Origin of the sequence: Microbacterium sp. Yaish 1 (genome assembly GCF_002245215.1) — a bacterium.
Taxonomy (GTDB): domain Bacteria; phylum Actinomycetota; class Actinomycetes; order Actinomycetales; family Microbacteriaceae; genus Microbacterium.
Genome location: NZ_NPMR01000001.1, coordinates 912,255 through 938,179 on the forward strand (window position 1 = coordinate 912,255; position 25,925 = coordinate 938,179).

Annotated in this window: 21 protein-coding genes; 5 read left to right on the forward strand and 16 right to left on the reverse strand. The window is 71.1% G+C overall.

The window, feature by feature from the left end:
• Nucleotides 1-42: 42 nt before the first annotated feature.
• From CI089_RS04305 to CI089_RS04350, 10 genes are all read right to left on the reverse strand, one after another.
• A complete protein-coding gene (locus CI089_RS04305; protein WP_179223220.1) occupies nucleotides 43-1,530 on the reverse strand; it encodes a UDP-N-acetylmuramoyl-L-alanyl-D-glutamate--2,6-diaminopimelate ligase in 1,488 nt (495 codons plus the stop codon).
• Between the two features lie 118 nt (nucleotides 1,531-1,648).
• Nucleotides 1,649-1,945 (reverse strand): DUF7882 family protein, encoded by a 297-nt coding sequence (locus CI089_RS04310; protein WP_023954266.1) that lies wholly within the window; start codon nucleotides 1,943-1,945, stop codon nucleotides 1,649-1,651.
• Between the two features lie 68 nt (nucleotides 1,946-2,013).
• Nucleotides 2,014-5,322: a bacterial Ig-like domain-containing protein gene (locus CI089_RS04315; protein WP_094260420.1), complete on the reverse strand. Its 3,309-nt coding sequence runs from the start codon at nucleotides 5,320-5,322 to the stop codon at nucleotides 2,014-2,016.
• A gap of 41 nt (nucleotides 5,323-5,363) precedes the next feature.
• Nucleotides 5,364-6,722, reverse strand: a complete 1,359-nt coding sequence (locus CI089_RS04320) for an ABC transporter substrate-binding protein (protein WP_094260421.1) — start codon at nucleotides 6,720-6,722, stop codon at nucleotides 5,364-5,366.
• Between the two features lie 38 nt (nucleotides 6,723-6,760).
• On the reverse strand, nucleotides 6,761-7,651 hold the full coding sequence (locus CI089_RS04325) for a carbohydrate ABC transporter permease (RefSeq protein WP_094260422.1): 891 nt from the start codon (nucleotides 7,649-7,651) through the stop codon (nucleotides 6,761-6,763).
• Nucleotides 7,652-7,659: 8 nt separating this feature from the next.
• The gene (locus CI089_RS04330; protein ID WP_094260423.1) at nucleotides 7,660-8,577 is read right to left on the reverse strand and encodes a carbohydrate ABC transporter permease; all 918 of its coding nucleotides are present in this window, start codon (nucleotides 8,575-8,577) and stop codon (nucleotides 7,660-7,662) included.
• Nucleotides 8,574-10,754, reverse strand: a complete 2,181-nt coding sequence (locus tag CI089_RS04335; protein WP_094260424.1) for an alpha-galactosidase — start codon at nucleotides 10,752-10,754, stop codon at nucleotides 8,574-8,576. The genes CI089_RS04330 and CI089_RS04335 overlap by 4 nt, the downstream gene beginning before the upstream one ends.
• Nucleotides 10,755-10,913: 159 nt before the next feature.
• A complete protein-coding gene (locus tag CI089_RS04340; RefSeq protein ID WP_094260425.1) occupies nucleotides 10,914-11,924 on the reverse strand; it encodes a LacI family DNA-binding transcriptional regulator in 1,011 nt (336 codons plus the stop codon).
• Nucleotides 11,925-11,963: 39 nt separating this feature from the next.
• The gene (locus tag CI089_RS04345; protein WP_094260426.1) at nucleotides 11,964-13,424 is read right to left on the reverse strand and encodes a helix-turn-helix transcriptional regulator; all 1,461 of its coding nucleotides are present in this window, start codon (nucleotides 13,422-13,424) and stop codon (nucleotides 11,964-11,966) included.
• Nucleotides 13,425-13,489: 65 nt separating this feature from the next.
• Nucleotides 13,490-14,992 (reverse strand): HNH endonuclease signature motif containing protein, encoded by a 1,503-nt coding sequence (locus CI089_RS04350; RefSeq protein WP_256977475.1) that lies wholly within the window; start codon nucleotides 14,990-14,992, stop codon nucleotides 13,490-13,492.
• Between the two features lie 223 nt (nucleotides 14,993-15,215).
• On the opposite strand from CI089_RS04350, the gene CI089_RS04355 reads away from it, so the two are divergent.
• The gene (locus tag CI089_RS04355; protein ID WP_094260427.1) at nucleotides 15,216-15,749 is read left to right on the forward strand and encodes a hypothetical protein; all 534 of its coding nucleotides are present in this window, start codon (nucleotides 15,216-15,218) and stop codon (nucleotides 15,747-15,749) included.
• Nucleotides 15,742-17,715 (forward strand): sigma-70 family RNA polymerase sigma factor, encoded by a 1,974-nt coding sequence (locus CI089_RS04360; RefSeq protein ID WP_094260428.1) that lies wholly within the window; start codon nucleotides 15,742-15,744, stop codon nucleotides 17,713-17,715. Before CI089_RS04355 ends, CI089_RS04360 begins: the two co-directional genes overlap by 8 nt.
• Before the next feature lie 29 nt (nucleotides 17,716-17,744).
• On the opposite strand, the gene CI089_RS04365 is transcribed toward CI089_RS04360, so the two are convergent.
• Entirely contained in the window at nucleotides 17,745-19,271 is a 1,527-nt protein-coding gene (locus CI089_RS04365; protein WP_094260429.1) for a SulP family inorganic anion transporter, read from the reverse strand.
• A gap of 139 nt (nucleotides 19,272-19,410) precedes the next feature.
• Between CI089_RS04365 and CI089_RS04370 the strand changes: the two genes are divergently transcribed.
• Nucleotides 19,411-19,788, forward strand: a complete 378-nt coding sequence (locus tag CI089_RS04370) for a MerR family transcriptional regulator (RefSeq protein WP_094260430.1) — start codon at nucleotides 19,411-19,413, stop codon at nucleotides 19,786-19,788.
• Between the two features lie 48 nt (nucleotides 19,789-19,836).
• Here the strand turns inward: CI089_RS04370 and CI089_RS04375 are convergent, their stop codons facing one another.
• Nucleotides 19,837-20,103 (reverse strand): hypothetical protein, encoded by a 267-nt coding sequence (locus tag CI089_RS04375; RefSeq protein ID WP_094260431.1) that lies wholly within the window; start codon nucleotides 20,101-20,103, stop codon nucleotides 19,837-19,839.
• 48 nt (nucleotides 20,104-20,151) lie between these two features.
• Nucleotides 20,152-21,102 (reverse strand): NAD-dependent epimerase/dehydratase family protein, encoded by a 951-nt coding sequence (locus CI089_RS04380; RefSeq protein WP_094260432.1) that lies wholly within the window; start codon nucleotides 21,100-21,102, stop codon nucleotides 20,152-20,154.
• An 87-nt stretch (nucleotides 21,103-21,189) separates the two neighbouring features.
• On the opposite strand from CI089_RS04380, the gene CI089_RS04385 reads away from it, so the two are divergent.
• Nucleotides 21,190-21,747: a TetR/AcrR family transcriptional regulator gene (locus CI089_RS04385; protein WP_094260433.1), complete on the forward strand. Its 558-nt coding sequence runs from the start codon at nucleotides 21,190-21,192 to the stop codon at nucleotides 21,745-21,747.
• A 147-nt stretch (nucleotides 21,748-21,894) separates the two neighbouring features.
• Nucleotides 21,895-22,350 (forward strand): MarR family winged helix-turn-helix transcriptional regulator, encoded by a 456-nt coding sequence (locus CI089_RS04390; RefSeq protein WP_094260434.1) that lies wholly within the window; start codon nucleotides 21,895-21,897, stop codon nucleotides 22,348-22,350.
• Nucleotides 22,351-22,546: 196 nt separating this feature from the next.
• Here the strand turns inward: CI089_RS04390 and CI089_RS04395 are convergent, their stop codons facing one another.
• The 3 genes from CI089_RS04395 to CI089_RS04405 all read right to left on the reverse strand — a co-directional run bounded on the left by CI089_RS04395 (nucleotide 22,547) and on the right by CI089_RS04405 (nucleotide 25,904).
• Nucleotides 22,547-23,668, reverse strand: a complete 1,122-nt coding sequence (locus CI089_RS04395) for a hypothetical protein (protein WP_143738885.1) — start codon at nucleotides 23,666-23,668, stop codon at nucleotides 22,547-22,549.
• A complete protein-coding gene (locus CI089_RS04400) occupies nucleotides 23,665-24,018 on the reverse strand; it encodes a PadR family transcriptional regulator (RefSeq protein ID WP_094260436.1) in 354 nt (117 codons plus the stop codon). Before CI089_RS04400 ends, CI089_RS04395 begins: the two co-directional genes overlap by 4 nt.
• Nucleotides 24,019-24,206: 188 nt before the next feature.
• Nucleotides 24,207-25,904 carry a LuxR family transcriptional regulator gene (locus CI089_RS04405; protein WP_094260437.1) on the reverse strand — a complete coding sequence of 566 codons (1,698 nt, stop codon included), beginning with the start codon at nucleotides 25,902-25,904 and terminating at the stop codon, nucleotides 24,207-24,209.
• Nucleotides 25,905-25,925: the final 21 nt, after the last annotated feature.

Below are 25,925 nucleotides of genomic sequence, written 5' to 3' on the forward strand. Positions count from 1 at the left end.
AAAAAACCCGCCGTTCCCGGCTGGATACGGTGATGAATCGAACTATCGCCCGTCGGGAAGCAGCGCGTGGATCTCGCGCCACTGCCGGAGGGCGCCCGCGGCGATCGAGACGTCGTCGGAGGCGACGGCGTCGTCCCCGACGATCTGCACCGACTCATGGCCTTTGCCGGCGATGAGGACCGTGTCGCGGGGCCCGGCCTCGGCGACGGTCGCGGCGATGGCCGAGGCCCGGTCGCGGATGACGCGGACGTTCTCGACCGAGCGGAACCCGGCGAGGATGTCGGCGACGATGGCGTCACCGTCCTCGTGATGGACATCGTCGTCGGTCACCACGATGGTCTGCGCGAGCTCCTCGGCGATGCCGGCCATCTCGGGCCGCTTGCCGCGGTCGCGGTCGCCGGTGCAGCCGAACACCACGGTGAGCCGGCCGGCACCGCCCGAGAGGGCGATGAGCGCCTGCCGCAGGGCGTCGGGCGTGTGGGCGTAGTCGACGATGACCTGCGGCCCGGCGCCGGGTGACACGACCTGCATGCGTCCGGGAACCCGGCCGATCGCGCCCACCGCCCCCGCGATCGCGTCGGGCGTGACGCCCTGAGCACGGAGGATGCCCGCGGTCATCGCGAGGTTGTCGACGTTGAAGCGGCCGATGAGCGGGGAGGCGACGTCGAAGCGCGCACCGTCGATCGTGAGGGTGAAGTCGGCGCCGTCGGGGCGCACCCGGATGTCGTCGGCACGGACCGCCGCCGTGGGCGCGCCGCCCGTCGACACGCCGACGTCCTCGAGCCCGGTCGGCAGCGCGACGCCCGCGACGTAGGGATCGTCGAGGTTGCGGACCGCCGCGCGGACCCCGGGCAGGCGGAAGATGCGCTGCTTGGCCTGACCGTAGGCCTCCATCGACTCGTGGTAGTCGAGATGGTCGCGGGTGAGGTTCGTGAACGCGGCGATGTCGAAGTGGCAGCCGTCCACTCGCCCCTGGGTGAGGGCGTGCGAGCTCAGCTCGATCGCGACCGCGTCGGCACCCGCGTGACGGATGTCGGCGAGGAGCTCGTGCATGTCGACCACCGAGGGCGTCGTGAGCGAGGTCTTGGCGAGGGCGCCGAACAGGCCGGCGCCGAGCGTGCCGATGGTCGCGGCGCGATGTCCGAGGAGCTCCCAGCTCTGGGCGAGGAGCTGCACCGTGGAGGTCTTGCCGTTCGTGCCGGTGACGCCGACGAGGGTCATGCTCGCCGACGGGTGCCCGGTGTACTGGTCGGCCAGCCGCCCGATGACCGTCGCCAGGCGCGGGATGCCGCGCACGCGGGCATCCACGTGCGTGACGCTCGCATCGGTCAGGACCAGAGCCGCGCCGCGCTCGAGCGCCTGCGTGATGTGATCGCGGACCCGTTCGTCGCGGCCCAGCGCGACGAAGACGTCGCCCGCTCGGACGGTACGGCTGTCGCCGCGCAGGCGCCCGCCGGGGACGTTCCCCCCGGCGACCCCCGTCGCCCACCAATCGGGGTCGAGGTTCCGACCCTCCCCAGCGTCTTGCATGTACCGCCCCACTGCTCTCTGACCCGACGCTCCCATGAACGGGTGGTCACCCGCAGGAAGGACACGTCGGAGCCTGAGATTGGCACTGTAACGTAAGCGCCGCATAAGCCTGCGGTCATCAAGCCTGGGGCTCGGGCACCATCCGCAGGCCGTCGGCGCTGTTGGCCGATTCCATGAGCGCGTCGATCCACTTCGGGTTGATCTGCGGCTGGCGGCTGCCTGCGAACTGGAACTGGACCGAGATCGTGGGGTGCAGCCAGAAATCACGGCGGCTCGTGCCGTGCGGCGACGTCGTCTCGAACATCAGCGGTTCGCCGCGCCGCAGCTTGGTCATCAGGACCAGCCGGAGGTGTGCGAGCGCACGATCGTCGATCTCGACGAAGTTGGCCGCGTTGTCGTAGAAGAATCTGCCCACTGCATGAGCTTAAGCGCGCACGGGCGGGGGGCGGGCCGACGTGGGTCGGACCCGCCCCCGCCCGGAGATCACGCCCGCGTCATCCGGCGCCGGCGTGCCATCAACGCGCCTCCCGCGGCGAGCAGTCCCGCTGCCAGGAGGGCGGCCACGACGGGCACCGCTCCCCCCGTCGTCGCGATCGTGCCCGCGGGACGCGGGGCCGCGATGACCACGTCGAGGAGCGCCTCGGCCGCCGCATCACCCACGCGTACGACGACCCGGTGCGAACCGGCGGCCGTGCCCGAGGGCACGGTCACCGACAGCGTCAGCGCGCCGTCCGCATCGGTCGTCGAACGCTCCAGCAGCACGGGGTCGGAGTTCAGCCAGATCTCCGCCCCCGACTCGGGCGCGAATCCGCCCGCTGTCACCGTGACCGACTCCCCCGGGGCGACCGAACGGGTTGAGAGCGAGACCGTCGGCGTCGCGCCCGGCTGCGGGGCGGAGCCCCCGGCGACGATCGTGACGGAGAACGTGGCCGTCAGCCGGCGGCCATCGACCTCGGCCGACACCGTCACCGTCACCTCGCCGGGCGCACTCGAGTCGAACCCGCTCAGGGAGTACGCGTCCGGAGCGAGCGGAACCGTCGCGTCGCCGGTCCGCCGCGAGATCACCAGCCCCTCCGCCGAGAACTCCTCACCGACGGCGTACTCGGTCTTCGTCGGCGGCGACGTCACCTCGAGCACCGGCTCCGCCGGCGCGACGACCGGATCGTTCGACACGGCCAGCGTCAGCGGCGCGAAGGCGACCCAGTCGAGGTTCGGAGCGTAGGTGTCGGCGTTGCCGAGCACGATGTCGCCGTCGCCGGCGAGATCCAGCGGCACCGAGTGCGTCCAGAACCCCTTCCAGGAGTAGTTGTGCCGGAAGGCGCCCCTCTGCGCGTCGAATCCGGCCTCGGTCACGTCGAGGAAGCGGGTGATGACGTCGGCGTTGTAGGCGTGACCGGTGTTCTTCTCCGCGTTGGAGTACCGCACCTGCAGGTCGTACGACCCGGCGGGCAGATCGTCGCCGCGCGAGATCGTCGCGGTGTTCCCGGAACCGCCGCCGAGCCAGCCGATCTGCTGGCCGCTGATGTTCGTCGGGCCGGCGACGTCCTCGCGCCGGGCCGATCCTGCGAGCGCCACGCGTTCCTCGTCCTCGGCCTCGATCCGCGTGATCGCGTCATCGGCTTCAGCCGTGCGCACGGTCGAGATCTCCTGCAGCCCGATGGCGCCGGCCGACGAGACCTCGATCTCGTTGATGCCCTCGCGAAGATGCACGCGGGCCGTCGAGATCCGCTCACCGGCTGCGTCCGCCGCGAGCCCGGCGACGGCCCGACCGTTCACGGACAGGGCGATGTCGGCTGCCCCGTCGGCATCGTACGAGAGCACGACGTCGTGGTAGCCGTTATCGCGGGCCGAGACGAAGAAGGTCGCGGTGGCGTCGCCGTCGAGCGGAACGGTGCCGTCGCCGAGCGGCGCGACCGAGGTGCGCGCCAGTGCTGCCGGGTAGTGGTTCTCGTCGGGCCCGGAGACCCGCTCGAGGTCGAGCTTGTCGACTGAGACGTTCGAGCCCGGCAGCACCTGCAGGCCATCGGCGCTCGTGCGCACGGAAAGCTCGTGCGCACCCGCGGACAGCTCGGCGACCAGCTCGGCCCGCCCGCGATAGGTCGAACCGAAGCCCGCCTCGTACGAGATCGTGTCGACGAACTCGCCGTCGACGAACAGCGCATGCGAGCCGGGGCCGATGTTCGGGCCGTCGACGCCGGCGGTGATGCCGAGCCGATACGAACCGTCCTCCGGGACCTCGACGTCCCACGTCAGCGACGAGCCCGCACTGGTGAGCCCGGCGACGTCGCGTTCTCCCGATGCTGCGAACACCCAGGCGTCGTTCGCCGGCTGCTCGCGGACAGTGGCACCGGTCAGCCGCGTCTCCTCCGCTTCGACCTCGGTGCGCCAGGTGCCGTCGACGGCGGGCTGCGTACGCTGCGCCGGCGTGACGACGACCTGGTACGCCGACCGCCGGTCGTCGTTCGGGACGGTGATCTCGAGCTCGCCCGACAGGGCGGTGCGCTCGGCCACGACGACGCGCGGCGCACCGGCCTCGCCCTCCTGCCCGGTCCAGGCGCTCTCGCGCACCTGCACGTCGACGGTCTCTCCGAACACGGCCGGGTCGAGTCCGGACAGGTCGAGCCGGATGTCCTCGCTGCCGCCCCCGACGACCACGACGGCCTGTCGGCGTTCCTCGTCGATCGTGGCGATCCCCTGGACGGTGTCGACGGCGTTCAGCTGGGGCGGTGTCAGAGCCACGGTCTCACCCGTCAGGTCGCCGTACCACTTCAGCAGCCACCAGGCCCCGTTGGCCGCGTTGCCCTTGGCCATGTTGTCGTTGAGGTTGCCCGCGAACGTCCAGTACGCGGTCTGCGCGTCGACCTTCTCGTCCTCGAACATCGCGAGCCACTGCACCAGCTGGCCGGGCACCGACATGTCGCGCCGCATCGCATACTCGGTGATGTTCACCGGGAGCGGGTCGATCCCGAGCTCCCGCTCGTACGCCCGGTACGCCTCGAGGTGGGAGCGGAAGGTCGCGAGGTTCTCGATCCCGAGCTCGTGCCACGTCCAGATGTCGGGGAGGACGTCGTTCGCCTTCGCGAACTCGAGGATGTCGCGGGTGCGGGCCGAGCGCCAGACCGCGTCGCCCATGCCGGCGATGCGCGCCTCGGGGTAGACCTCTTTGATGACCCCGTAGGTCGTCTTCCAGTCCTCGAGGAAGATGTCGCGCTGCGCGCTCCATTCCCCGCCGTACCAGTTGCCGCCGTCCGGCTCGTTGAACGGCGTGAAGACGTACTTCTCGGGGTAGGCCGAGTTGTCGCGGATGTCGGCGACGACCGTGCGGACGATGTCGAGGTACGTCGAGAAGTCTGCGGGACGCTTGCCGCCGTTGTAGAACCAGTCGGGGTAGTAGTCCTGGATGTTCACCATCAGGTACTCGCCGCCGTTCTCGAAGAACGAGCGCTCGACCTCGAGCGGGTCGCCGTTGGGATGCTGCGCGCCACGCGGGGCCTTCTGGGTCACGTTGGTCGGCCGAGCCCCGGCGATGATCGCGTCGGTGGGCATGCCGTCGTCGCCGAGTCCGTAGAGCATCCCGGATGCGCCGCCGCGGAAGAGGCCGGTGGACTCGGAGAAGTCCACGGCCACCGTCTCGACGGTGTCGTTGGCGTCGTTATCGGGGGTGTCGTCGGCAGCGGCGGGCAGGGCACCGGCGAGGGAGCCGAGTGCGAGCGCGAGACATGCCGCGATCGCTGCACCGCGCGGAGCGGACGATCGGCGCGGTCCGGGCGGAGGGATGGGCAGTGGGGTCATGGTGACGTCCTTGTCTGTGCGGATGGGAAGATGCGGCCGACTCAACGGAACAGGGCGTTGATCTGGTCGTTGGATGCGGTGAAGGCGTCGCTGCCGGAGACGCCCTTGAGGAACGCCTCCACGGTGGCCGTCATCGTGTCGTTGACGTCCGACCAGTGGTCGGCGATGGGAAGGAGCTCGGTAGTACCGTCGGCGACCTGGACGGTGAATGCGCTGACGTCCCACCCCTTGGCGGTGAACGCGGCTTCCGCCTTCTCGGTCGAGGTCTTCACTGCGGGAAAGACGACGGCTGCTTCCGCGACGACGTCCTGGCACGCAGGCGACCCGAGGTACGACACCCATTCCCAGGCGGCATCCGGGTTGTCGGTGCCGGCCCAGATCCCGTCGGACAGCCCGTTGAAGACGCTCGCGCGCTCGCCGTCCGGCCCGATCGGTGTCGGCGCGACGGCCGTGGGCACCGAATCCTGACCCAGGTACGAGCTGGCCATCCAGCTGCCGTCGGTGACCATCGCATACCGTCCGGCGAGGTACCCGTTGAGGGGGTCCTGCTCGGACAGTGCGATGTCCACGCTCGGCATGTAGCCCGCGTCGATCAGGCCCTTGTACCAGGTGAGGGTCTCCGCGAACTCGCTGTCACCGAAGTTCCACTCGCTCGTCCAGGGCGTCTTGTCGCCGAAGTACCAGTCGTTGCTCAGGGCGTAGGGCGCCCACGTCTGCTGGCCGCTCGCGTTCAGGCCGTTGCCGCTGAGGGCGAGACCGTAGACGGCGACATCGTTCTTGTCGAAGCCCGGCTCGTCGCCGCGGACGCCGTTGCGGTCGACCGTGAGGTGAGCGACGGCCCGTTGGAACGTGCCGCCGTCGACGGGGTTCCACGCCAGAGCCGCCAGCTGCTCAGGCGTGTATCCGCCCTCGGTCGCGAGCTGCTCGTTGTAGAACGTCGCGACGGTGTCGAAGTCCTTCGGCAGGCCGTATCGCCCGCCGTCCTGATCGGTCCACAGGTCGGCGAGCCCGTCCTGGTAGATCGCGAGATCGACGGCGTCGGCGCTGACACGGTCGGAGATGTCGAGCAGCTGCCCCTGCGACACGAACTCCGGGAAGTACGACAGGTGGTCTGCGAAGACGTCCGGTGCGGTGCCCGAGGCGAACCCGGTCGTCAGGCCCTGCCAGTAGTCCGACCAGCCGTACTGCTCGATCGTGACCGAGATGCCCGACGATTCCTCGAAGTCGGCGGCGCACTGCTCGTACGCGGCCTGCTGGTTGCTGTCCCACAGCCAATAGGTGATCGCTTGACTGTCGGAGCCGCTGCCGTTCGACGAACTGCAGCCGGCGACGACGAGCGGAACCGTGGCCACTGCAGCCGTCGCCGCGACGATGCGGCGGGCGCGGGAGGTGATACGCATGGGATGCCTTTCTGGTGGATCCGTATGGGGAGGAGCGGCTACTTGATGCCCGAGTAGCCGAGGTTGTCGACGAGCTTTCGGCCGAAGAGGACGAAGAGCACGAAGATCGGCAGCGCTGCCACGAGGGTGCCGGCCATGAGGCCGGCCCAGTCGGGCCCGGTCTGCGGCGTCTGCGAGCGGAAGATCCCGAGCGCGACGGTGAGCACGCGGGATTCTTCGGCCCGGCCCACGAGCAGCGGCCAGAAGTACTCACCCCACGCCGTGATGTAGGTGAGCAGCGCGAGCGTGAAGAGCGGCGTGGTCGACATCGGCAGCACGATCCTGAAGAAGATGCGGAGGTGCCCGGCGCCGTCGATCTTCGCCGACTCCTCGACCTCGCGGCTGATTCCGAGGAAGAACTGCCGCATGAAGAAGATCGCGAAAGGCGTCATGAAGAAGAACGGCAGGATGATGCCGGCGAGGGTGTTGAGCATGCCGAGGTCACGGATGAGGATGAAGTTCGGCAGCTGAACGAAGATCGGCGGGATCATCAGCGCTGTCAGGAAGAGGAAGAAGACCGCTTCTCGCCCCCGCCAGTGCAGGCGGGCGAAAGCGTACGCCGCCATGGAGGAGAACAGGACCTGCCCGACCGTGATGACGGTCGCCACGATGACGGTGTTGCGAAGGTAGAGCCAGAAGTCGATCGACCCGGTCGTGCCTCCTTCCGCCAGCGCCTCGGCCGGGGTGGCCAGACCCAGCACGCGAGCGAACCCGCCCCAGCTGAACTCGACCGGAAGCGGATTGCTCGCGTTGGTGTATAGCGCTGTGTTCGTCGAGAGCGCCGTGCGCAGCATCCAATAGAAGGGGAACAGGGTCACGATCAACAGCACGATCAGGGCGGCCCACGCGAGCATCCGGCCCGGACGGGGAATGGTCGATGCAGCAGACATGGCGGTCCTTACGCGAGATCCGACTGGTTGGAGCGCATCACCTTCAGCTGGAGGTACGCGACGACGGCGAGGACGAGCAGGAGGAAGACGGACATCGCCGACGCGTAGCCCAGGTCGAAGCGCTCGAACGCCTGTTGGTAGATGTAGTAGTAGATGACCCGCGTGGAGTTGATCGGGCCGCCCTGGGTCGTGACGGCCACCGTGTCGAAGATCTGGAACGAGCCCACCACGGTGATCACGAGCACGAGCGCGAGCACGGGGCGCAGCAGCGGGAAGGTGATGCTGCGGAACATCCGCGCCTCACTCGCCCCGTCGAGGGCCGCTGCTTCGTAGAGCTGCGAGGGGATGGTCTGCAGGCCCGCGAACACGAGCAGCGCCGTGTAGCCCACGTACCGCCACACGTTGATGAGCGCGATGGTGGGGATCGCCAGCCGCTCGTCGCCGAAGAAGGCCATCCGGTCGCCGCCGAGCGCGTCGATGACGACGTTGATGATGCCCGTCGAGTAATCCATCATCCAGAACCACACGAGCGCGACGACGACGTTGGCCACGAGGTAGGGCAGCAGGATGATGCCGCGGATCACGGCGGAGCGCGTGAGCCGGTGCATCAGCACCGCGATCCCGACTGCCAGCACGGTCTGCACGCCGATGTTGATCACGACGTACTGCGCGGTGACCCACAGCGCATTCCAGAACAGCGGGTCCTGCAGCATCCGCTCGTAGTTCTCGGCTCCGATGAACTCGCCGGAGCCGATGAGGTTCTGGTCGGTGAAGCTGAACCAGACGCCGCGCACGGCGGGCACGAGGTAGAACGCGAGGAACCCGATCGCTGCCGGCGCGATGAAGAACATCGCGACGCGCAAGTCGCTCCGGCGTCGCGGCTTCGCGGCCGCCCGGCTGCGCGCCGACACCCGCGGCGCGCTCATCGGATGACCTCCGCGTGCAGGAGCGCTGCCTGGTCCGGGTGCAGCGCGGGGACGTGGACGCCGACGTTCGCCAGGGCCGCGCCGCTCAGCACGATGCCCTCGCGCCACCACGACGGATGCACGCGGGGGTCGTAGCCCTCGGCTGCGTGCGGCCCCGCGGCGGTGACGCGGTACCGGAGGCGCGGATCGAGGCCCGGCAGCAGCACCCGCCCGACGGGCCACGTGATGTGGCGCTCACGGAGGGTGACGAGATACAGCGCCTCGCCCCGGTCCGCGGCGACGGAGCCGTGCAGCCACAGATCGCCGTCCTCGAGGTCGCGGCGCACGGTCGTCCCGGTGTGGACGAGCCCGCGGACGCTCTTGTAGAACGCGACCCACTCGGCGAGGTCGCGGCGCTCTTGGACGGTCGCCTCGGTGAGGTCCCATTCGATCCCGAAGTGGCCGAACAGCGACGTGGCGGCGCGGAACGGGAGGTCGAGCCGGCGGAGCGTCGTGTGAGCGCGGTCGGCGCCGATGTGGCTGCCGACCAATTCGGGCGGCAGGAGGTGGGCGGTCCAGCGCTGGATCTGCTGCCGCTCGTGCGCGTCGATGCAGTCCGAGGCCCAGACGCGGTCGGTGTGTTCGAGGATGCCGAGGTCGACGCGGGCGCCGCCCGATGAGCACGACTCGATCTCCAGGCCCGGGGCCGCGTCGCGGATCTCGTCGAGAAGCCGGTAGGTGGCGAGCGTCTGGGCGTGCACCCCGGCACGACCGGTTCGGGTCGACCCCGCGTCGATGAGGTCGCGGTTGTGGTCCCACTTCAGGTAGGCGATGTCGTACTCGCGCACCAGGGCGACGATCTGGTCGCGCACGTGGGCGAACGCGCCGGGGTGCGTCAGGTCGAGGACCTGCTGGTGCCGGAACGCGACCGGCAGGCGGCCGGGCAGTTGCAGCATCCATTCCGGATGCGCACGGGCGAGGTCGGAATCGGGGTTGACCATCTCGGGCTCGACCCACAGGCCGAACTCCATGCCGCGGGCGCGGACACCGTCGACGAGCTCTCGGAATCGGCCGCCGCCCCAGACCTCCTCCGAGAGCACCCAGTCACCCAGACCCGAGGTGTCGTCTCGGCGACTGGAGAACCAGCCGTCGTCGAGGACGAAGCGCTCCACCCCCACCTCGCGGGCGAGATCGGCGAGCTCGAGCAGCCGCGGCAGGTCGTGATCGAAGTACACCGCCTCCCAGACGTTCATCACGACAGGGCGCGGCGAGCGCGGATGCCGCGGGCGCGCGCGCAGATGACGGTGGAAGCGCGCCGCGATGTCGTCGAAGCCCGCGCCGTAGGCACCGAACAGGGTGGGGGTGGCGTACGACTCCCCCGGCCCGAGCTCGATCTCCCCGGAGAGGAGCAGCTCGCCGCCGAACAGCATCCGCTCGCCCGAGAACGTGCGTTCAGCGCCGAGCCGCTGGTTGCCGCTGAAAGCGACGTGAATGCCCCAGCCCTCGCCGTGCCCGAAGTCCAGGTCTGGCGTGCCGGCGGTGAGGAGGTAAGCCGAGTCGGCGCCGGTGCGCCCGTGCCTCCCCTCGCGCACGTGAGTCCCCACCGTGAAGGGGCGTTGCTGCGGCACGCGCTCCTTGGCCCAGCGCCCAGCGAGATCGAAGACGACGTCGGCGCGCGTCGGAACCGGGAGCGCCGGGGTCAGCGCGTCGAGCGCATACGGGGACGGGCCGATGTTCGTGATCGCGGTGTCGATGCGCACGAGCCCCTGCGGCGTCAGCTCGACGATGAGCTCGAGTTCGAGCTGAGCCCGCTCGTCGACGGCGGTCACCGACAGCCGGCCGCCGGACTCCCCGCGCACGACGTCGCGGCTGACCGGGATGAAGCGGGGCGACCAGTCAGCGCCGTCGCGGTTGCCCGACACCCCCGGGGTGCCGGTCCAGCCGGTCGAGTGCTCGGGCAGGAGCGACAGCCGGACCGGCACGTCGACGCCGTTCGTCGCGAGCGGAGCCTGGGCGTGACGGCGGAGCGCGGTCGCGTCGGATCGATCGAGACCGCCGTCGTCGGCGCCCCAGTGGACGACATACGGAAGGGCGTCATGGGGCGTGCCGAGGATCAGGCAGACTCCGGCTGCCCGGAAGCAGACGTCGTCGGGCGGAGTCGCATCGTCCGGGCGCGAGCCGCAGTCCAGGGCTTCCATCGTCACAGCGTCATCGCCTTCCGTCGTCCCGTCATCGGGTCTGCAAACGTTGGTCAGAAGCTAGCACGAGGCATCTTGGTTCTGCAAACGTTGGTCAACGGCATCGTGCGTGTCGTCTCGCGAGGTCGCGAGGGTTGCGCCGACGAAGCGACCCCCGGATCAGGCGGGTGCGGCCGCGCTCTCGCGTTCGATGAGCACCGGGAGCACGGCGGAATCGGCGGGGGCGACTCCGGTGTCGAGGAGGGACTGCAGAAGACCGAAGGTCCGGCGCCCGAGGTCGGTGAAGTCCTGGGCGACCGTGGTGAGCGAGGGCACCCACATCTGCGCGAACGGCTGGTCGTCGAAACCGACGATGCTCACGTCTTCCGGAATCCGCCGGCCCCGTTCCTGCAGAGCACGTGCGGCGCCGATGGCGAGTTCGTCGTTGCCGCAGAGCAGCGCGGTCACGCCGGCATCCTCGGCCAGCGCGCGTGCGGCGTCGTAGCCCGACGACGGAGAGTAGTCGGCGCGGATGACCGGGGGCACGTCGGCGCCGGCCTCGTCGAGGGCCCGGCGCCAGCCCCACTCGCGTCCGGTCCCTTCGCGCGTCGCCGGGATCGCGAGGTGGTGGACGGTGCGGTGCCCCAGCGAGAGCAGGTAGCGCGTGGCCTCGTAGCCGCCCGCCTCGTCGTCGAGGAACGCGTGCGGTCGCCCGGACGCGGGGCGCCGGGCTCCGGCCGCTGCCACGACGGGAACGCTGTTCGGCATCGCATCGAGGGTCGCCACGCCGACGGCATCGAACTCGATGACGATCGCGCCGGCGAGAGGCTGCGACAGGGTCGTCGCGATCGCCCGATCGATCTCCGACGCATCGGCCGATTCGACGACCGCGATCATCACGACATGCCCCGCCGCCCGGGCCGACTCTTCGATGCCCTGCAGGGTGGCGGCGTACCCGAATCTGATGGTGTTGCGAGCGAACACCGCGACCGTCGACCGCTTGCCGCTGACGAGGGCCTGGGCGGCCGCGTTAGGGCGATAGTCGAGTTCTCGCACCGCCGCCATGACCTTCTCGCGAAGCTTCTCACTCACGGGAGTGCGCCCGGACAGCACGCGCGAGACCGTCGAGACGCTGACGCCGGCGAGAGATGCGACATCGATCAGTCCGGGCACGTGGCGATCGATGGGCATCCCGCAAGCGTACCGACGCCGGCCAGCGCGGGCGCCGGTTCAGAGGTAGAAGCCGTGTCGTTCGAGCACGCTCACCGCTTCGTCGCGGGTCGAGACACCGAGCTTCGCGTACAGCGACCGCATCTGCGTCTTGATCGTGTTGACCGAGAGGGTGAACTCGTCGGCGATCTCGGCATAGGTCTTGCCGCGGCGGAGCGCGGAGGCGACCGACCGCTCGCGGGGTGTCAGAGCGGGCAGCGCCTGCGCTGACGCGCGGGGTTCGCGGAGGGGGAACCGGTCGCTCGCCTCGGCGACCCGTGCGGAGAGATCGGGGCGGCGCTCGCGAAGCCGTTCCCGCAGCGGCGCCAGCTGAGCCTGTGGAACCGTCAGGAAGGGGAAGACCAGGTCACCGGCGTGCACGGCGAGGCCGCACGCCTCGTCGAACAGGTCGTCGGCGACGTCGCGCTGCCCCAGGCGGTCGCGAGCGACGGCACGCCGCACCAGGACGATCGCGAGGGTGCGCGGGCAGTGCTCGGTTCCGAGCTCGATGCATCCGTCGGTCACCTCGAGTGCCGCGCGATCGTCGCCCAGTGCGAGGTACGCTGCCGCCCGCTGGGCGTCGAAGCAGACCGCATGGCTGCTCGGCGGGGCCTGGGTATCGAGCAGCGCGAGCGTGCGACGGGCTGAGCCCTGAACGAGCGTCGACTCGGCGAGGACCGAGAGCGCGAGCTGCCGCACGAGTCGGTGACTGAGGTGCGACCACGCACCACCGAGCGCTGACCGCAGGCCGGCGACTCCCGTCACCAGGTCGCCGAGGATGACCTGCGCGATGGCGTCGGCGGTGGCGGCGGCGTGCTGCGCGTAGGGGTCTCGCGGCGCGAGCGCGCGCAGCACAGCCGCGGCACGCTCGACCCGGGCCGCGTCGACGGCTCCGACCGCCAGCAGGATGTCGGCCAGGGCGAGGGCGTGATCGGTGTCCGAGGCGTTCCAGCGGTTCGACCGCGACAGCTCGGCGCAGGCCTCGCGGGCGGATTTCGCGGACGCGAACTCGCCGTTCACCGCGAGCACCAGGGTCTGCACGGCGGCGGCGCGGTAGCGCACGGCGTCGCTGTCGGCGAAAGTGAGCGCGCGCGAGACGTAGAGGCCCGCGTCGCGCGGGCGTCCGGCGGAGGCGTATGCCTCGGCGACGGCGGCGAACAGCGACCCCAACGAGTCGAGGCCCAGCACAGCGCGCCCGCGCAGACGCCCCTCGGTGAAGTGGGCGTCGACGAGGTCGAGCGCGCCGTCGAGGTCGTCGAGCCGCACGCGGGCGATCAGCATGCCCTCGAGCAGGTGGATGTTCGACTCGGTCCACAGCTGCGGCGTCGTGCCCACGTCGAGCGTGCGCAGCCGGGCCAGGTCGACCTGAGTCGGCCGCCCCGGGCGGGCACCGGGCAAGCTGCCGCTCACGACGCGCTGTGCCGTCGCGCGCAGCTCATGGGTGCGGCTCGGATGCAGAATGGCGCTGCGCTCGGTCGTCACGATGGGTCTCCGGAGGTGCTCGAGATGCGACGCGGCTGTCGCATCGTCGCGAGAGAGACGCCGGGTCAGGCAAATCGTGACGCGACTTCGGAACATCGCCGGACGCAGTGCGCGGACCGAGCATGCCTGTCCGTTCCGGAGCGCGCCGGAGCACCCCAGAGCGCTCCGCGGCACTCCGGCCCCAGGCTCAGAAAGGTGGCGGCTCGCCCGGGAGCAGTCCGCCGGTTCCGGCATCCGGTGGCGGATCGGCGGTGGCGATCGTGAAGCACACCGCGGGTATGGGGACGTCTTCGCGGTAGACCCTGCCGAGGGGGTGAGGTCCATTCGAGGACTCCATTGCCGATCTGCCGGACTTCCCACTTGGTGAACTGCTTCATGGAGTGGTGTCTTTGGCAGAGGTGGGCGAGGTTGAAGATGTGGGTGTGCCCGCCGAGGGCGTGGTCGATGGTGTGGTCGAGTTCGCAGCGGATGGCGGCCCGCCGGCATCCGGGAAACCGGCAGTGCTGATCCCGGGCCATCAGGAGTTTCTTCATCGACGCGGTGGGCCGGTAGGTGTCGATCTCGACCGGGGTGCGGGTGACGGGGTCGATGAAGAGCCGGTCCCACTCGCTGACCTGCCCCGCGAGCTGTCGCGCCGTGTCGGCATCGACAAGCCCGGCGCCCACGGCTTCGGCGGCGTTCTCGTCCTTGCCCATCAGCGTCTCCGCGGTGACGGCGACTTGCACGCGTGCCCGGATCGCCCCGAGCCCACTGGCCCGGTCGGTCCCGTAGGTCGGGTCGACGACGGGTGCTCCGCCGAGGACGAGGTCGCCGAGGATGTCGGCGCGCAGCTGATCCATCGTCCGCGTATCAGCCGGCTCGCCCGACCCCGCGGCACCCGACCCGCCCTCCGGACCAGTCGTGACCCGGGCATCCTTCACCGACTGCCCCATCTGCGTGAGCCGGTCGAGCATCCCCGCGGCGATGACGGTCGGAAGGTTGGCGACGAGGTTCGACATCCCGTCCGTCCCGTGGAACACCCGCACGCACCGCTCCGCCGCCGCAGTCTTGTGCCGCTTGGTGAACGCCTGCGGGTGCAACTTCGCCGCGAGAGCCTCCAGCGTCCCTCGCACCCGGGAGGGCACATCCCGCTCGCACACCCCGACCGCGGCCTCCGCGAACGACTCCCGCACCTCGTCCGGCACCCCGGCACCGACCCGCACGACCACATCGACGTGGCCGCGCTCGATCCGCCGCTGAACCCACGCCTCGAACACCGCGGGGTAGTCGTCGATGACCGTCATCGCATGGTCGATCTCACCCTGCAGGCGACGGTCCGTCAGCCGCGCCATCCCGGCTGCTTCGGCCGCGACCGACCGCAGCTCCATGTCCGACGCCATCCCCCGCACGGCGTCACGTCGCGCCTCACGCAACGCCGACCGGCCCAGCTCCGCCAACGCCCGAACCCGCGCGACATCCCCGGCGTGGAACAGGTCGAGCGCCTCAGCGAACACGGAGAACGCCTCGGCATGCGGCGACGCATCCGCGGCACCGTCACCCCCGAGCCCGCTACCGCTGATCGCTGTCATGTTCCCATTGTGGCAGGCACCTCAGACATCGCACTCGAACAGATATACGACTGAGGAGAAGGCGCACAGACCCCACCCCGGGGAGGAATCGACCGGCAATCGGCAGCCAGCCGACGAGCAACCGGAGCCAACCGACGAACCTCCGCCAATGCCCAAGCTCGCCCGCTCGAAAAAATCTCACCGTTCCGCGTCACGATATGCGACATCCCTCATCTCTCGATGCATGTACGCAGCGACCAACGCTCTCCCGGCATCGCCCGGAGCTGTCATCGGCTCCGGCGCGCAGCCTCGCGCAGCACTCCGACGCGACCGTGCCGGCGACGCCGTCTTCCGCGCCCCGTTCTGGGCGAGCCGGCGAGCGCGCGCGGCCCGTCGCTCCGCCCCCGAGGGCGCGATCCGGCCGTCGCGCATCGAGATCCGCGGCGCCACCGTGCGGGTGGCGTGGGGATGGCAGGGATGGCGCGACCGGACGTGGCAGCGAGGTCACGTCGGTTTCGTCTGTTCGTCGCGCACGATCGGCGATCAGGCCGGCCCCGCGCAGCTCATCCTCGTGGTCGACAAGCTTCGCGACGAGGGAGCGGTCGCGGCGGTGCTCTCGTGCGATGCGTTCTCACCCGAGACGTATGCGGTGCTGACCCGGCACCTGCGCAATTTCGAGGCGATCGGTGACGCGGAACGCTCGTCGGCAGACCCGCTCGCCCGACTGAGCCCGCGACTGACCCCCCACCCTCTCAGTTCGACTCGCTACGATGAGTGACTTCTCATCCGGGTCGGGCCCCGGGTGGCATTCGAACGGATGGAACACGGCCATGCCCACCGAGCCGGCCTCCGATGACGCCCTCGTCGAGCGCGCACGGAACCACGACCAGCATGCCTACGGCGAGCTGTGGGTGCGTCACTCGGCCGCCGCTCACGCCGTCGCCCGCGCATACTCGTCGCTCGATCCCGACGATGTCGTCGCCGAAGCGTTCGCCCGCATCCTGTCGGCGATCCGGCGCGGTGGCGGTCCGTCGATGGGGTTCCGCCCCTACCTGCTCACCTCGGTGCGCAACGTGGCGCACGAGTGGGGTGCGCAGCAGCAGCGCACCTACGCGACCGATCTCGAGGATGCCGCCGACGAGGCGTCCCCCGACACCGAATGGTCGGTGATCGCGGGCTTCGAATCGAGCGCCGTCGCGTCCGCCTTCGCGACGCTTCCGACCCGGTGGCAGGAAGCGCTCTGGTACAGCGAGGTCGACGGCCTGAAACCGCGGCAGTTCGCTCCGCTGCTCGGGCTCGCGCCCAACGCGGCATCCGCTCTGGTCGTGCGCGCCCGGCGCGGCTTCCGCGACGCCTGGGTCTCGGCTCAGCTGCGCCGGGCCGACTCGGAGGAATGCCGCCGGACTCTCGAACTGCTCGGCACCCACTCGCGATCCGCCCTGGCGCGGCGCGACGCGCGGCGCGTCGAACAGCACCTCGCGGAGTGCGACGGATGCGCGCTGGCGTGGGCCGAAGCACGCGATGTGTCGGCCCGCCTGGCGCTCGTGCTGCTGCCCCTCGTCGTCGGCATCCCCGCCACCGCGTCGTACGCCGCCTGGACTCAGTCGGGAGCCGCGCAGGTGGCGACCTTCGCGCTCGGCCCGAGCGGCGCAGCCGGCGCGGTCAGTACCGCGGGCGGCTCCCGCTCGGGCAGCTCCGTCGCGCGCTCGGGGTGGCGCAACCCCCTGCTTCATCTCGCGGTCGTCGCCGCGGCCGGGACGGCGATCGCGTTCGCGGCTCCCCTTCTCGGGCCGGCGGAGCTGCCCGCGAGCACGACCGAGGCGCTGCCGCATCCGTCGAGTCCGGCAACGGATGCCGCGGATGACCCCGCCACCGCTTCCGAGACCTCTCCGCCGCCGACCGAGCCATCCGACGCCACCCCCGACGACGGGGATGAACCGCTCACCGACCGGCCGGCCGATCCGGATGATGCTGAGCCCGCGCCTCGCGCCGACATCCTCCCCCGCCCGTCGCCGGTCGAAGCCGCCCCGGCCCCCAGCCCGACACCTACACAGCCCGTGCCGACCCCCAGCCCGACCGCCAGCCCGACCCCGGCACCCGGCCCGAGCCCGACCCCGGCGCCCGCCCCGACACCGACACAGCCCGTGCCGACCCCGACGCCCACACCGGCCCTCCCCGCGCCGACCATGACGGTCGACACCGCCGCGGGGCCGAGCGTCTACCCGCTCATCTCCGGCGGAGCCGAGCCCGGAGCCGTCGTCGAGGTCGTCGACGAGACCGGCACGATACGCGCCCGCACGATCTCCGACGAGACGGGCGCGTGGTCGGTCTCGGACCTCTCGAGCGGACGCGACCAGACGGATGCCGCGGCCTACCTGCCTGCCGGCGACCATGAGCTGTCCGCGCGGCAGACCAGCGCCGGCCGGACCTCCCCGCTCAGCGCGTCAGCCCCCGTCTCCGTGCTTCCGCCGCCGGTGCTGACCTCGCCTCTCGCGGGCGCCGCGGTGCCGGCAGAGGGATTCGAGCTCGGGGTCGCCGGAGAGCCGAACCTTCGCGTCCAACGCGCCAAGGTCGGTGACGCCGCGCCGTGGCGCAGCCAGCTCATGCAGCTCGACGGCGAGGGTGCGTTGACCGCACGCTTCTCCGTCCCCGCTCCCGGGCCCGTGACGCTCGGGGTGCGCTACCTCGATCCCGCCACGGGGCGGTTCGGGCCGGCATCCTTCGTCTCGTTCACGGCGTACTGATCACGCCGCGCACCGCACGGCCCGCGCGGTCAGTGGCCGCCGACGTTGCCGGTCAGGCGCCCGTGCAGAGCGGATGCCGAGGCATTGAGCCCGTCGATCGTGACGGTCTTGCCGTGCCGCTCGTATTTGTTCACGACCGCGTCGAGCGCGGCCACGGTCGAGGCATCCCAGACGTGCGACCGGCTCATGTCGATCACGACGCGCTCGGGGTCGTCGGCGTACGCGAACTGCGTCGTGAGGTCGTTGCTCGAGGCGAAGAAGAGCTCGCCGTCGACCTCGTACCGCGCGACCGGCTCGTCGCCGGCGGCGTCGAGCCGGCGGGTGACGGTGACGAAGTGGGCGACGCGACGGGCGAACATCACCATCGCGGCGAGCACGCCGAGGATGACGCCGATCGCGAGGTTGTGGGTCCACACCGTCGCCACGACCGTGATGAGCATGACGGCGGTCTCGCTCTTCGGCATCCGCCGGAGGGTCGCGGGCCGGATGCTGTGCCAGTCGAACGTGGCCACCGTGACCATGATCATGACCGCCACGAGCGCCGCCATCGGCATGATCGCGACGACATCGCCGAGCGCGAGCACGAGGATCAGCAGGAACACCCCCGCGAGGAAGGTCGAGATGCGCGTGCGCGCCCCTGACGCCTTCACGTTGATCATCGTCTGCCCGATCATGGCGCAGCCGCCCATCCCGCCGAACGCGCCCGACAGGATGTTCGCGGCCCCCTGCCCGAGCGCCTCGCGGGTCTTGCGCGAGTGGGTGTCGGTGATGTCGTCGACGAGCTTCGCGGTCATGAGCGATTCGAGCAGCCCGACGACCGCCATTGCGAGGGCGTAGGGCGCGATGATGCGGAGCGTCTCGAGCGTGAGCGGAACATCGGGGACGAACAGTTCGGGCAGGCTCGCGGGCAGCTCCCCCTGATCGCCGACGGTCGGCACCTGCCACCCGAAGGCGACGACGGCCGCGGTGAGCAGCACGATGGTGACGAGCGGCGCCGGGATCACCTTCGTCAGCCGGGGCAGCACGACGAGGATCACGAGCCCCGCGGCCACGAGCGGCCAGACGAGCCACGGGATGCCGTCGCCGAAGAGCTGCGGCAGCTGCGCGAGGAAGATCAGGATCGCGAGCGCGTTGACGAAGCCCACCATCACCGACCGCGGGATGAACCGCATGAGCTTCGCGACGCCCAGCACCGCCAGCACGATCTGGATGACGCCCCCGAGCAGGACGGTGGCGATGAAGTAGTCCATGCCGTGCTCGCGCATCACCGGCGCGATGACGAGCGCGATCGCACCGGTCGCGGCCGTGATCATCGCCGGACGCCCGCCGAGGAAGGCGATCGCGACCGCCATGATGAACGACGAGAACAACCCGACCCGGGGGTCGACCCCGGCGATGATCGAGAACGCGATCGCCTCGGGGATGAGCGCGAGGGCGACGACGAGCCCCGCCAGCACCTCGCGGGTCAGCAGCCGGGGGCTGCGGAGCGCCTGCACGACGGTGGGTTCGATGCGGTAGCGCGACGCGCTGTCGCGGGCGGGGGTGACGGCGGTCACTCGGTGCCTTTCGGTCGGTGCCCGACGGGGCGGGCGGACGGTCGCGCGAGCGCGCGCAGCGTCGGCTGTCCGACGCGGGCAGAATGAGGGGGTCGGCGCGGAACGGCGCCGACGAGAATCTAACGTAACGTGAGGTTTGATGTCGAATCGCGACGAGGTCACCATGCGCATCGGAGAGGTGACCGAGCGGACCGAGATGTCGTTCCGCACGCTCCGGCACTACGACGAGATCGGCCTCGTCACCCCGTCGGCGCGCACCGAGGGCGGCTTCCGCCTGTACACGGAGGACGACGTCGCCCGCATCCTGCTCATCCGACGTATGAAGCCCCTCGGCTACAGCCTCGACGAGATGCGGGAGCTGCTCGACGTCGTCGATGCCCTGGCCGCCTCCCCGGCCGACACGGAGCTGCGCGCCCGCCTCGAGACGATCCGCGCCGGCGCGACCGAGCGCCGCGAGAAGCTGACCCGCCAGGTCGCGATGGCCGACGAGTTCCTCGCGCAGCTCGGCGACATCTGACGGGCCTCGCACCGGGACGCCGACGAGCACCCCACGAGGTCGACGCGCTCAGGCGTAGGCCCGGTGCACGTGCCATCCACCCTCACCGGAATAGACGTCGAAGACGAACGCCTCGCCGTCGGGGTCGGTCGCCTGGAAGCGCCAGCCGTAGAGCCCGCGGCGCAGATCGTCGTCCGCGGCGAGCGACCACACCGAGTCGCGCAGGCGCGTCGGGATGTCGCTGACGGTCCAGCGCCGGCCCGCGTAGAACATCCGCGCCGGGATGTCGTCGACGAGCCAGAGGGTGACGTCGTGGGCGCTCGTCGTATCGGTCATGACAACCGAGGATAGAACACATCTTCGACACTCGCCAGACCCGAACGGTCATCCCTCGCCCCGTCTGACACCCACCCCGTCGACGCCCGCGAGGTCGTCGATCCCGACCAGATCGGCCATCGTGACGGCACCCCGCACGCCCTGCTCGACCAGACGCGTCGCCGCGAGCGCGGCGAGCCGCCCGGTCGCGAGCGACTGCCCCTCCCCCCATGCCGAGAACGACCGCCCGCTCTGCCGATGCACGGCACCGACGTGCCACCTGCTCGTTCCGAACTGCGGTGCCCGCCGGAGCAGCGGCGCCAGTCGCGGAAACGCTCCGACCACGCGGAGCGCCCCCGTCGCGACCCTGCTGTCGAGCGCGAGCCAGCTGCGGACCGCGACTCCGGACGAGACGCCCAAAAGCAGGTCGTCCGGAAAGTCCGCTCGCAGATAGGTTCGGCTTCCCCGTCGTGGCGCGCGGAACCGTCGAGCCGACCTCAGGTTCACGACCGGTCCGGCCTCGGGCGCCGCGTGGACCGGGGCACCGGCGAGCCCCACCATCCAGTCGACAGCCGCCGCGCCGTGATGCTCACCCGCTCCGAGCATCACGGTGACGTCGACGTCGTCTCCCGGCACGGCGGCGAGCGCCCGCACGAGAACGGTGCTCGCGCCCGGCGCGATCCCCGCCCCCAGCAGCACGGCCCCGCCGTCGGCGACGCGATCGGCGAGCCGCGCGAGATGGGATGCCGTCGCCGATACGTCGACGAGGGGCGTGGCGCCCACGGCATCCTGCACCGCCGTGACCTCGAGACCGCTCGCGTCGATCACGGCATCCGCTCGACGCGCCGCCTCGGCAAGCGCGTCCCGCCCGCGCGCGGTCGTGACGTCGGCGGTGATGCCCCCGGGTTCCGGGCGGCGCGAGACGCCGACGACGGCGTGCCCGCCTGCGCGCAGGGCGTCGGCGGCGGCCGCCCCGACGGCTCCGCGCGAGCCGAGGACGAGGACAGAGAGGTGGGACATGAAAACTCCAAACGTTCGGTTGGAGTCACCGTAGTCGCCAGGGCGTCCGGCGGCCAACCGGAAGGTTGGAGTTGCTAGGCTCGGATCATGGCGTGGGACACCGAGGCGACGCGGCGCCGCCTGCTCGAAGCCGCGACCGAGCACTTCTCCGCGCGGGGATACGCCGGCGCACGTGTCGAGGCGATCGCCCGGACCGCCGGGGTGAACAAAGAGCGCATCTACTCGTACTTCGTCGACAAGGCGGGTCTGTTCGGCGCCGTGCTCGCCGCCGAGGTCGACCGCCTGCTCGACGGCATCGAGATCCGCGGCACCGGCGCCGACGCGCTCGGCGGTCTCGCCCACGACCTGTACGACCGCGCCGCGTCGCACCCGCAGCTCGCTCGCCTGCTGTCGTGGGAGAGCCTCGAGCTCGACGCCCCGGTGTCGGGGCCCAGCCGCGCCGAGGGGTGCGCCGCGATGGTCGACGCTCTCACTGCGGCTTTACCCGGTCGCTCTCGCGACGAGGCCGCCCAGCTGCTGGTGAGCATCATCGCGATCGCGACGGCCGACGGATGCCTCCCCCATCTCGTCACGCTCATCACGGGCTCGGCATCCCCGGACGCCCGCCGAGCCGCCGTCGTCGCGCAGGCCCGATCGCTCGCCTGAACCGCCGGTCGGTCGGTCGGTCGGTCGGTCGACTGAGGTCCACCTTCCTTCGCCCATACCAGGTGAGCGCTCCCACGGGAAGGGCTCCCCTTCGGCCGGGCGCTCGGACAGACTGAGCCGCTAGGCCGATCAACACGGGGAGTCGTCATGGCAGTGCAGGGTGAGACATCGTCGGCATCGGCAGTCCTCGACGCGCTGTGGGCGTACGAGGCCGCGGAAGGCGCCATCCGGCTGCGCCTGCGCGACTCGATGCTCGTGTGCGAGAACGACCTGATCGCGCTCGAGAAGCTCATCGAGGCCCAGGACCGCGACATCGCGCTGACCCCGTCGAACATCACCCAGGAGCTCGGGATCTCGTCCGCGAGCACGACCGCGATGCTCGATCGCCTGGAGCGCTCTGGGTATCTGCGGCGGCAGCCGCATCCCTCCGACCGCCGCAAGGTCTTCGTCACGCTCGGTGATCGCCCCGTCGAGAGCCTGCGCCAGTCGGGATCGGACGTGCAGCATCGCGTCGAGGACGTCATCGCCGACATGCCGCCCGGATCCGCGGCCGTGCTCGTCGATTTCCTCTCGCGCATGCGGGTCGCCGCCGAAGCCGCCTGACACCCCACGGTCGGCCCCGCCCGCGTGGCCTGGCCGTGCCTGTATGCCGAGCCCGTGTGCCCCTACCCGTGCGCTTGTGCCCGTTCCCGTGTGCCCGTGCCGCGATGCAAGACATCCGCCCCGACACCCCGGCCCGGATGCCGCATCCCCGGCGCGTCGCCCACGATCCCTTGCATCCGCGCACCGGCGCACGGGCTCAGGACGTCAGCGGCACGCCCGTTGTTCGACGCCCCGCCGGCGCCCAGCCGAAGAGGAGCAGCGCCGCAGCGAAACTGAGCGGCCCGACCAGGTGGAAGACCTGCGACAGCGCAGACACGTCACCGCCCGAGGTGCCGAAGGTGTCGGCGATCGACATCCCGATCGAGAATCCGGCGAACAGCCGCAGGAACAGCGCGGCCCCGATGATCGAGAGGTAGAGGATGCCGAGCCGGCGAGGCGTCAGCCACGCCCCTCCCCTCGTGAGCGCGACGACTGTCACACCGACTGCCGCCACCAGCCACACCCCGCCCCACACGGCCACCGACTGTGCAGCGAGCGCCGGGTCGAAACCGTCGGCCGCGATCATCTCGGCGTAGATGGCGCTCAGCTCGTAGCCGGGCACCTTGGCGAGCGGGTTCCACACCAGCAGATCGAGCACGCCGAGCGCGAGCAACGCCGTCACGGACACGAGCCCCGCGATCGCGACCGGCCGTCGTCGGGTAAGCGGTGAGGAGCGGTCCTCCAGGACGAGCGGCATCGATCGCCAGGCGCCGGCCAGCCCGATCGCGGCGCCGCCGACCGTGAGGCCGACGCCCGCTGCGCTCACCCCCGCCGGAATGGGGCACATCGCGGCGAGCGCGAGCACGGGGATGCCGAGCGCGGTGACGGCGAACGCGCCCCGCACGACCGCCGATCGCGACAGCGCGGCAGCCCCGATGAAGAGGACGATCGCGAGCAGCACTCCCCCGAGCAGGACCACGCCGAGCGCAGAACGGCCGACCGCGAGCGCGATCTCGACAGCGGACGGAATCGCGACGGCGGGAGAAGCGAGGTCGGCGGTCAGCCAGAGCGCGGCCGAGGTCGTACCGACCGCGGCGAGCAGCGTGACGCCCCGCCGACTCAAGCGACGCGAAGCTGCACCTCGGGGCTCACCGGTCAGCACCGGAGAGTCGCGGTCCGCGGTGAGGGCGACCGCGATCGCGCCGCGCACGACGTCACCCCGACCCACCCCGGCCTCGTGAGCGCCCGCGACATCCGCCCGCCACTGCTCGAGATGACGCTCACGCGACGCGGCCGGCATCGTCCGACTCACCACTCGGAGAACAAGGTCGAGGCTCACGCGATCACTCCCCTCGCGTCGCCCCGGCCATGCCCGGGCTCGGGCTCCTGCCGACGCGCGCGGCGACGCTGCATCCGCACCGCGTGCTTATCGACGGCGGCGCGGGCCGCGGCGAGGCCGTCCGGCGACAGGCGGTACAGCCGCCGACGGGGTCCGCTGCGGTTCGGGTCGACCTCCCACTCGGAGGTCACCCACTCCATCGACTCGAGGCGTTCGAGGATCGGGTACACGCTGCCGGCGGGCCGCCCGGTGCTGTTGACGATGCGCAGCCCCCACACCGGTTCGGGCTCGCTGATCAGAGCCTCGAGCACGTCGACGGTCGCCGGGGTGATGCGTCTGAGCGTCTGCATGACCGCATGCTATCTCTATATACGTAGAGATAGCCGCCCTGCCTGCGCTGCGACGCCGCACCGCGATGCAAGACATCCGCCCCGACACCCCGGCCCGGATGCCGCATCCTCGGCGCGTCGCACACGATCCCTTGCATCCGCGCCCGCGTCCGCGCCCACGCCCGACCCGACCCGACCCGACCCGAGCGTCAGCGCCTCCCGCCGAGCACACGTGCGATCTCGCGGCGGCTCGACACCCCCAGGCGCCGCATGATGTTGGCCACGTGGTAGTCGACGGTCCGCTTCGACAGGTGCAGCAGTCCCGCGATCTCGCCGCTCGTGTAGCCCTGCCCGACGGCGTCGGCGACCTTCCGCTGCTGCTCGGTCAGCCGCGCCGCGGGGTCGGCGCCGCGCGACCCGCGCTGCATCTCGGTCGTCGTCGCAGCAACGGCCTCGTCGTACCGGCGCGCAAGGCCGACCGCGCCGAGCTCCTGCAGCTCGGCGCTGGCGTCTTCGTAGACGGCGAGCGCGCGCCGCGGATCCGGCCGTCCGTGCGCGCCGAAGAGGCTGTAGTGGATGCCGGCGACGACGCGCACCCACGCCCGCCCGAGCGGGTCGTGATCGAGCGTCAGCAGCGCGAGGGCGCGGTCGACGGCGATCGTCGCCTCGGCGTAGCGCTCGTCATGCTCGGCGAGGATCGAGACGAACGCCCAGGCGTACGCGCTGCCGTCCGCCCCCGGTTGCACCCGCCACGCGGCGACACCGCGCCGCACCTCGTCGACGCGGCCGAGGTGCCACGAGGCGAGCAGGTTCAGCATCCGCCATTCCTCGCCCCGGTACGGATGCCGGTACCCGGGCTCGGCGGCATCCTCCAGCGCCCGCCGCAGCGCCGGCCAGTCGCTGAGCGAGATCGCCATCATGATCCGGGCGTGCGTGATGACCATCTGCGCGAGGAACGAGGGGGTGTCGCGGCACAGCAGCGCCGCCCGGTCGAGCACGGGCCGGCTCGCCTCCATGTCACCGCGGAGCGCCAGGAGCAGCCCGTGCACCGCGAGCGCCTGAGGTTCGAGCCAGTCGTGCTCGATCAGCCCGGACGGCGGCGTCGTCGCGCGAACCACCTCGGCCGCGTCGCGCCACCATCCCTGGCGGATGCGGACGAACGCGAGCTCGACCTCGCCGTGCAGGCGCACACCGTGCCGCCAGGCGGGCGCGAGCCGCGCTCCGCGCGCGAGGTTCAGCGCCGCTTCGCCGAGGCGTCCCGACAGGTGCTCGACGCTGCCGAGGCACACGAGGGCCAGCGCGTGGACGGCCGACAGGCTGTTGCGCATCCGCAGCGGGGCGAGAGTGTCGGTGAGGGCCCGGCGCGCGGCGTCCCCCGCTCCGGTGTGCTGTTCGACCATCGCGTCGAGACCGAGCAGGTCGAAGGGCACATGCTCGGGGGCCGGCACCCGGCCGTCACGAGCGGATGCCGCGGCCATGACCGCGCGCGACGCATCGATGCATCGGCGTGCGTTCACCCAGGATGCCGATGCGACGCAGCCGGTCGCGAGGTACGACAGCAGCATGGGCAGCAGCATCCCCTCGCCGTCCAGGGGGTCGGGGGAACCACCCTCCGGCGACTCGGCGAGCGCGATGATGCGGGCCACCGCACTGTCGAGGTCGCCGGCGGCGATCTGGAGCATGGCGAGCACACCCTCGCGCAGCACCCCCTCGGGCAGTGCGGCCACGTCGTCGCGGTGCGCGGCGAGCAGGTCGACGCGATACCCCCGGATGCCGACCGAGCACGCGAGCGCGAGGCCGTCGGGATCGCCGCCGGCATGTGCGGTGAGTGCAGCGCGGACGGCGGTCTCGGTCTCCCGACGCCGCCACGCGGAGCGAGCATCGTCGAGAAGAGGGTGTGGTGGCATCCGCCGCCCTTCTGTCGGCGT

Coding starts and splice junctions, on each gene's coding strand:
- CI089_RS04390 (WP_094260434.1), top strand. CDS start 21,895: ATGGCAGTGCAGGGTGAGACATCGTCGGCATCGGCAGTCCTCGACGCG.
- CI089_RS04385 (WP_094260433.1), top strand. CDS start 21,190: ATGGCGTGGGACACCGAGGCGACGCGGCGCCGCCTGCTCGAAGCCGCG.
- CI089_RS04405 (WP_094260437.1), bottom strand. CDS start 25,904: ATGCCACCACACCCTCTTCTCGACGATGCTCGCTCCGCGTGGCGGCGT.
- CI089_RS04320 (WP_094260421.1), bottom strand. CDS start 6,722: ATGCGTATCACCTCCCGCGCCCGCCGCATCGTCGCGGCGACGGCTGCA.
- CI089_RS04370 (WP_094260430.1), top strand. CDS start 19,411: ATGTCGAATCGCGACGAGGTCACCATGCGCATCGGAGAGGTGACCGAG.
- CI089_RS04400 (WP_094260436.1), bottom strand. CDS start 24,018: ATGCAGACGCTCAGACGCATCACCCCGGCGACCGTCGACGTGCTCGAG.
- CI089_RS04350 (WP_256977475.1), bottom strand. CDS start 14,992: ATGACAGCGATCAGCGGTAGCGGGCTCGGGGGTGACGGTGCCGCGGAT.
- CI089_RS04340 (WP_094260425.1), bottom strand. CDS start 11,924: ATGCCCATCGATCGCCACGTGCCCGGACTGATCGATGTCGCATCTCTC.
- CI089_RS04325 (WP_094260422.1), bottom strand. CDS start 7,651: ATGTCTGCTGCATCGACCATTCCCCGTCCGGGCCGGATGCTCGCGTGG.
- CI089_RS04335 (WP_094260424.1), bottom strand. CDS start 10,754: ATGGAAGCCCTGGACTGCGGCTCGCGCCCGGACGATGCGACTCCGCCC.
- CI089_RS04375 (WP_094260431.1), bottom strand. CDS start 20,103: ATGACCGATACGACGAGCGCCCACGACGTCACCCTCTGGCTCGTCGAC.
- CI089_RS04315 (WP_094260420.1), bottom strand. CDS start 5,322: ATGACCCCACTGCCCATCCCTCCGCCCGGACCGCGCCGATCGTCCGCT.
- CI089_RS04355 (WP_094260427.1), top strand. CDS start 15,216: ATGTACGCAGCGACCAACGCTCTCCCGGCATCGCCCGGAGCTGTCATC.
- CI089_RS04305 (WP_179223220.1), bottom strand. CDS start 1,530: ATGCAAGACGCTGGGGAGGGTCGGAACCTCGACCCCGATTGGTGGGCG.
- CI089_RS04380 (WP_094260432.1), bottom strand. CDS start 21,102: ATGTCCCACCTCTCTGTCCTCGTCCTCGGCTCGCGCGGAGCCGTCGGG.
- CI089_RS04330 (WP_094260423.1), bottom strand. CDS start 8,577: ATGAGCGCGCCGCGGGTGTCGGCGCGCAGCCGGGCGGCCGCGAAGCCG.
- CI089_RS04360 (WP_094260428.1), top strand. CDS start 15,742: ATGAGTGACTTCTCATCCGGGTCGGGCCCCGGGTGGCATTCGAACGGA.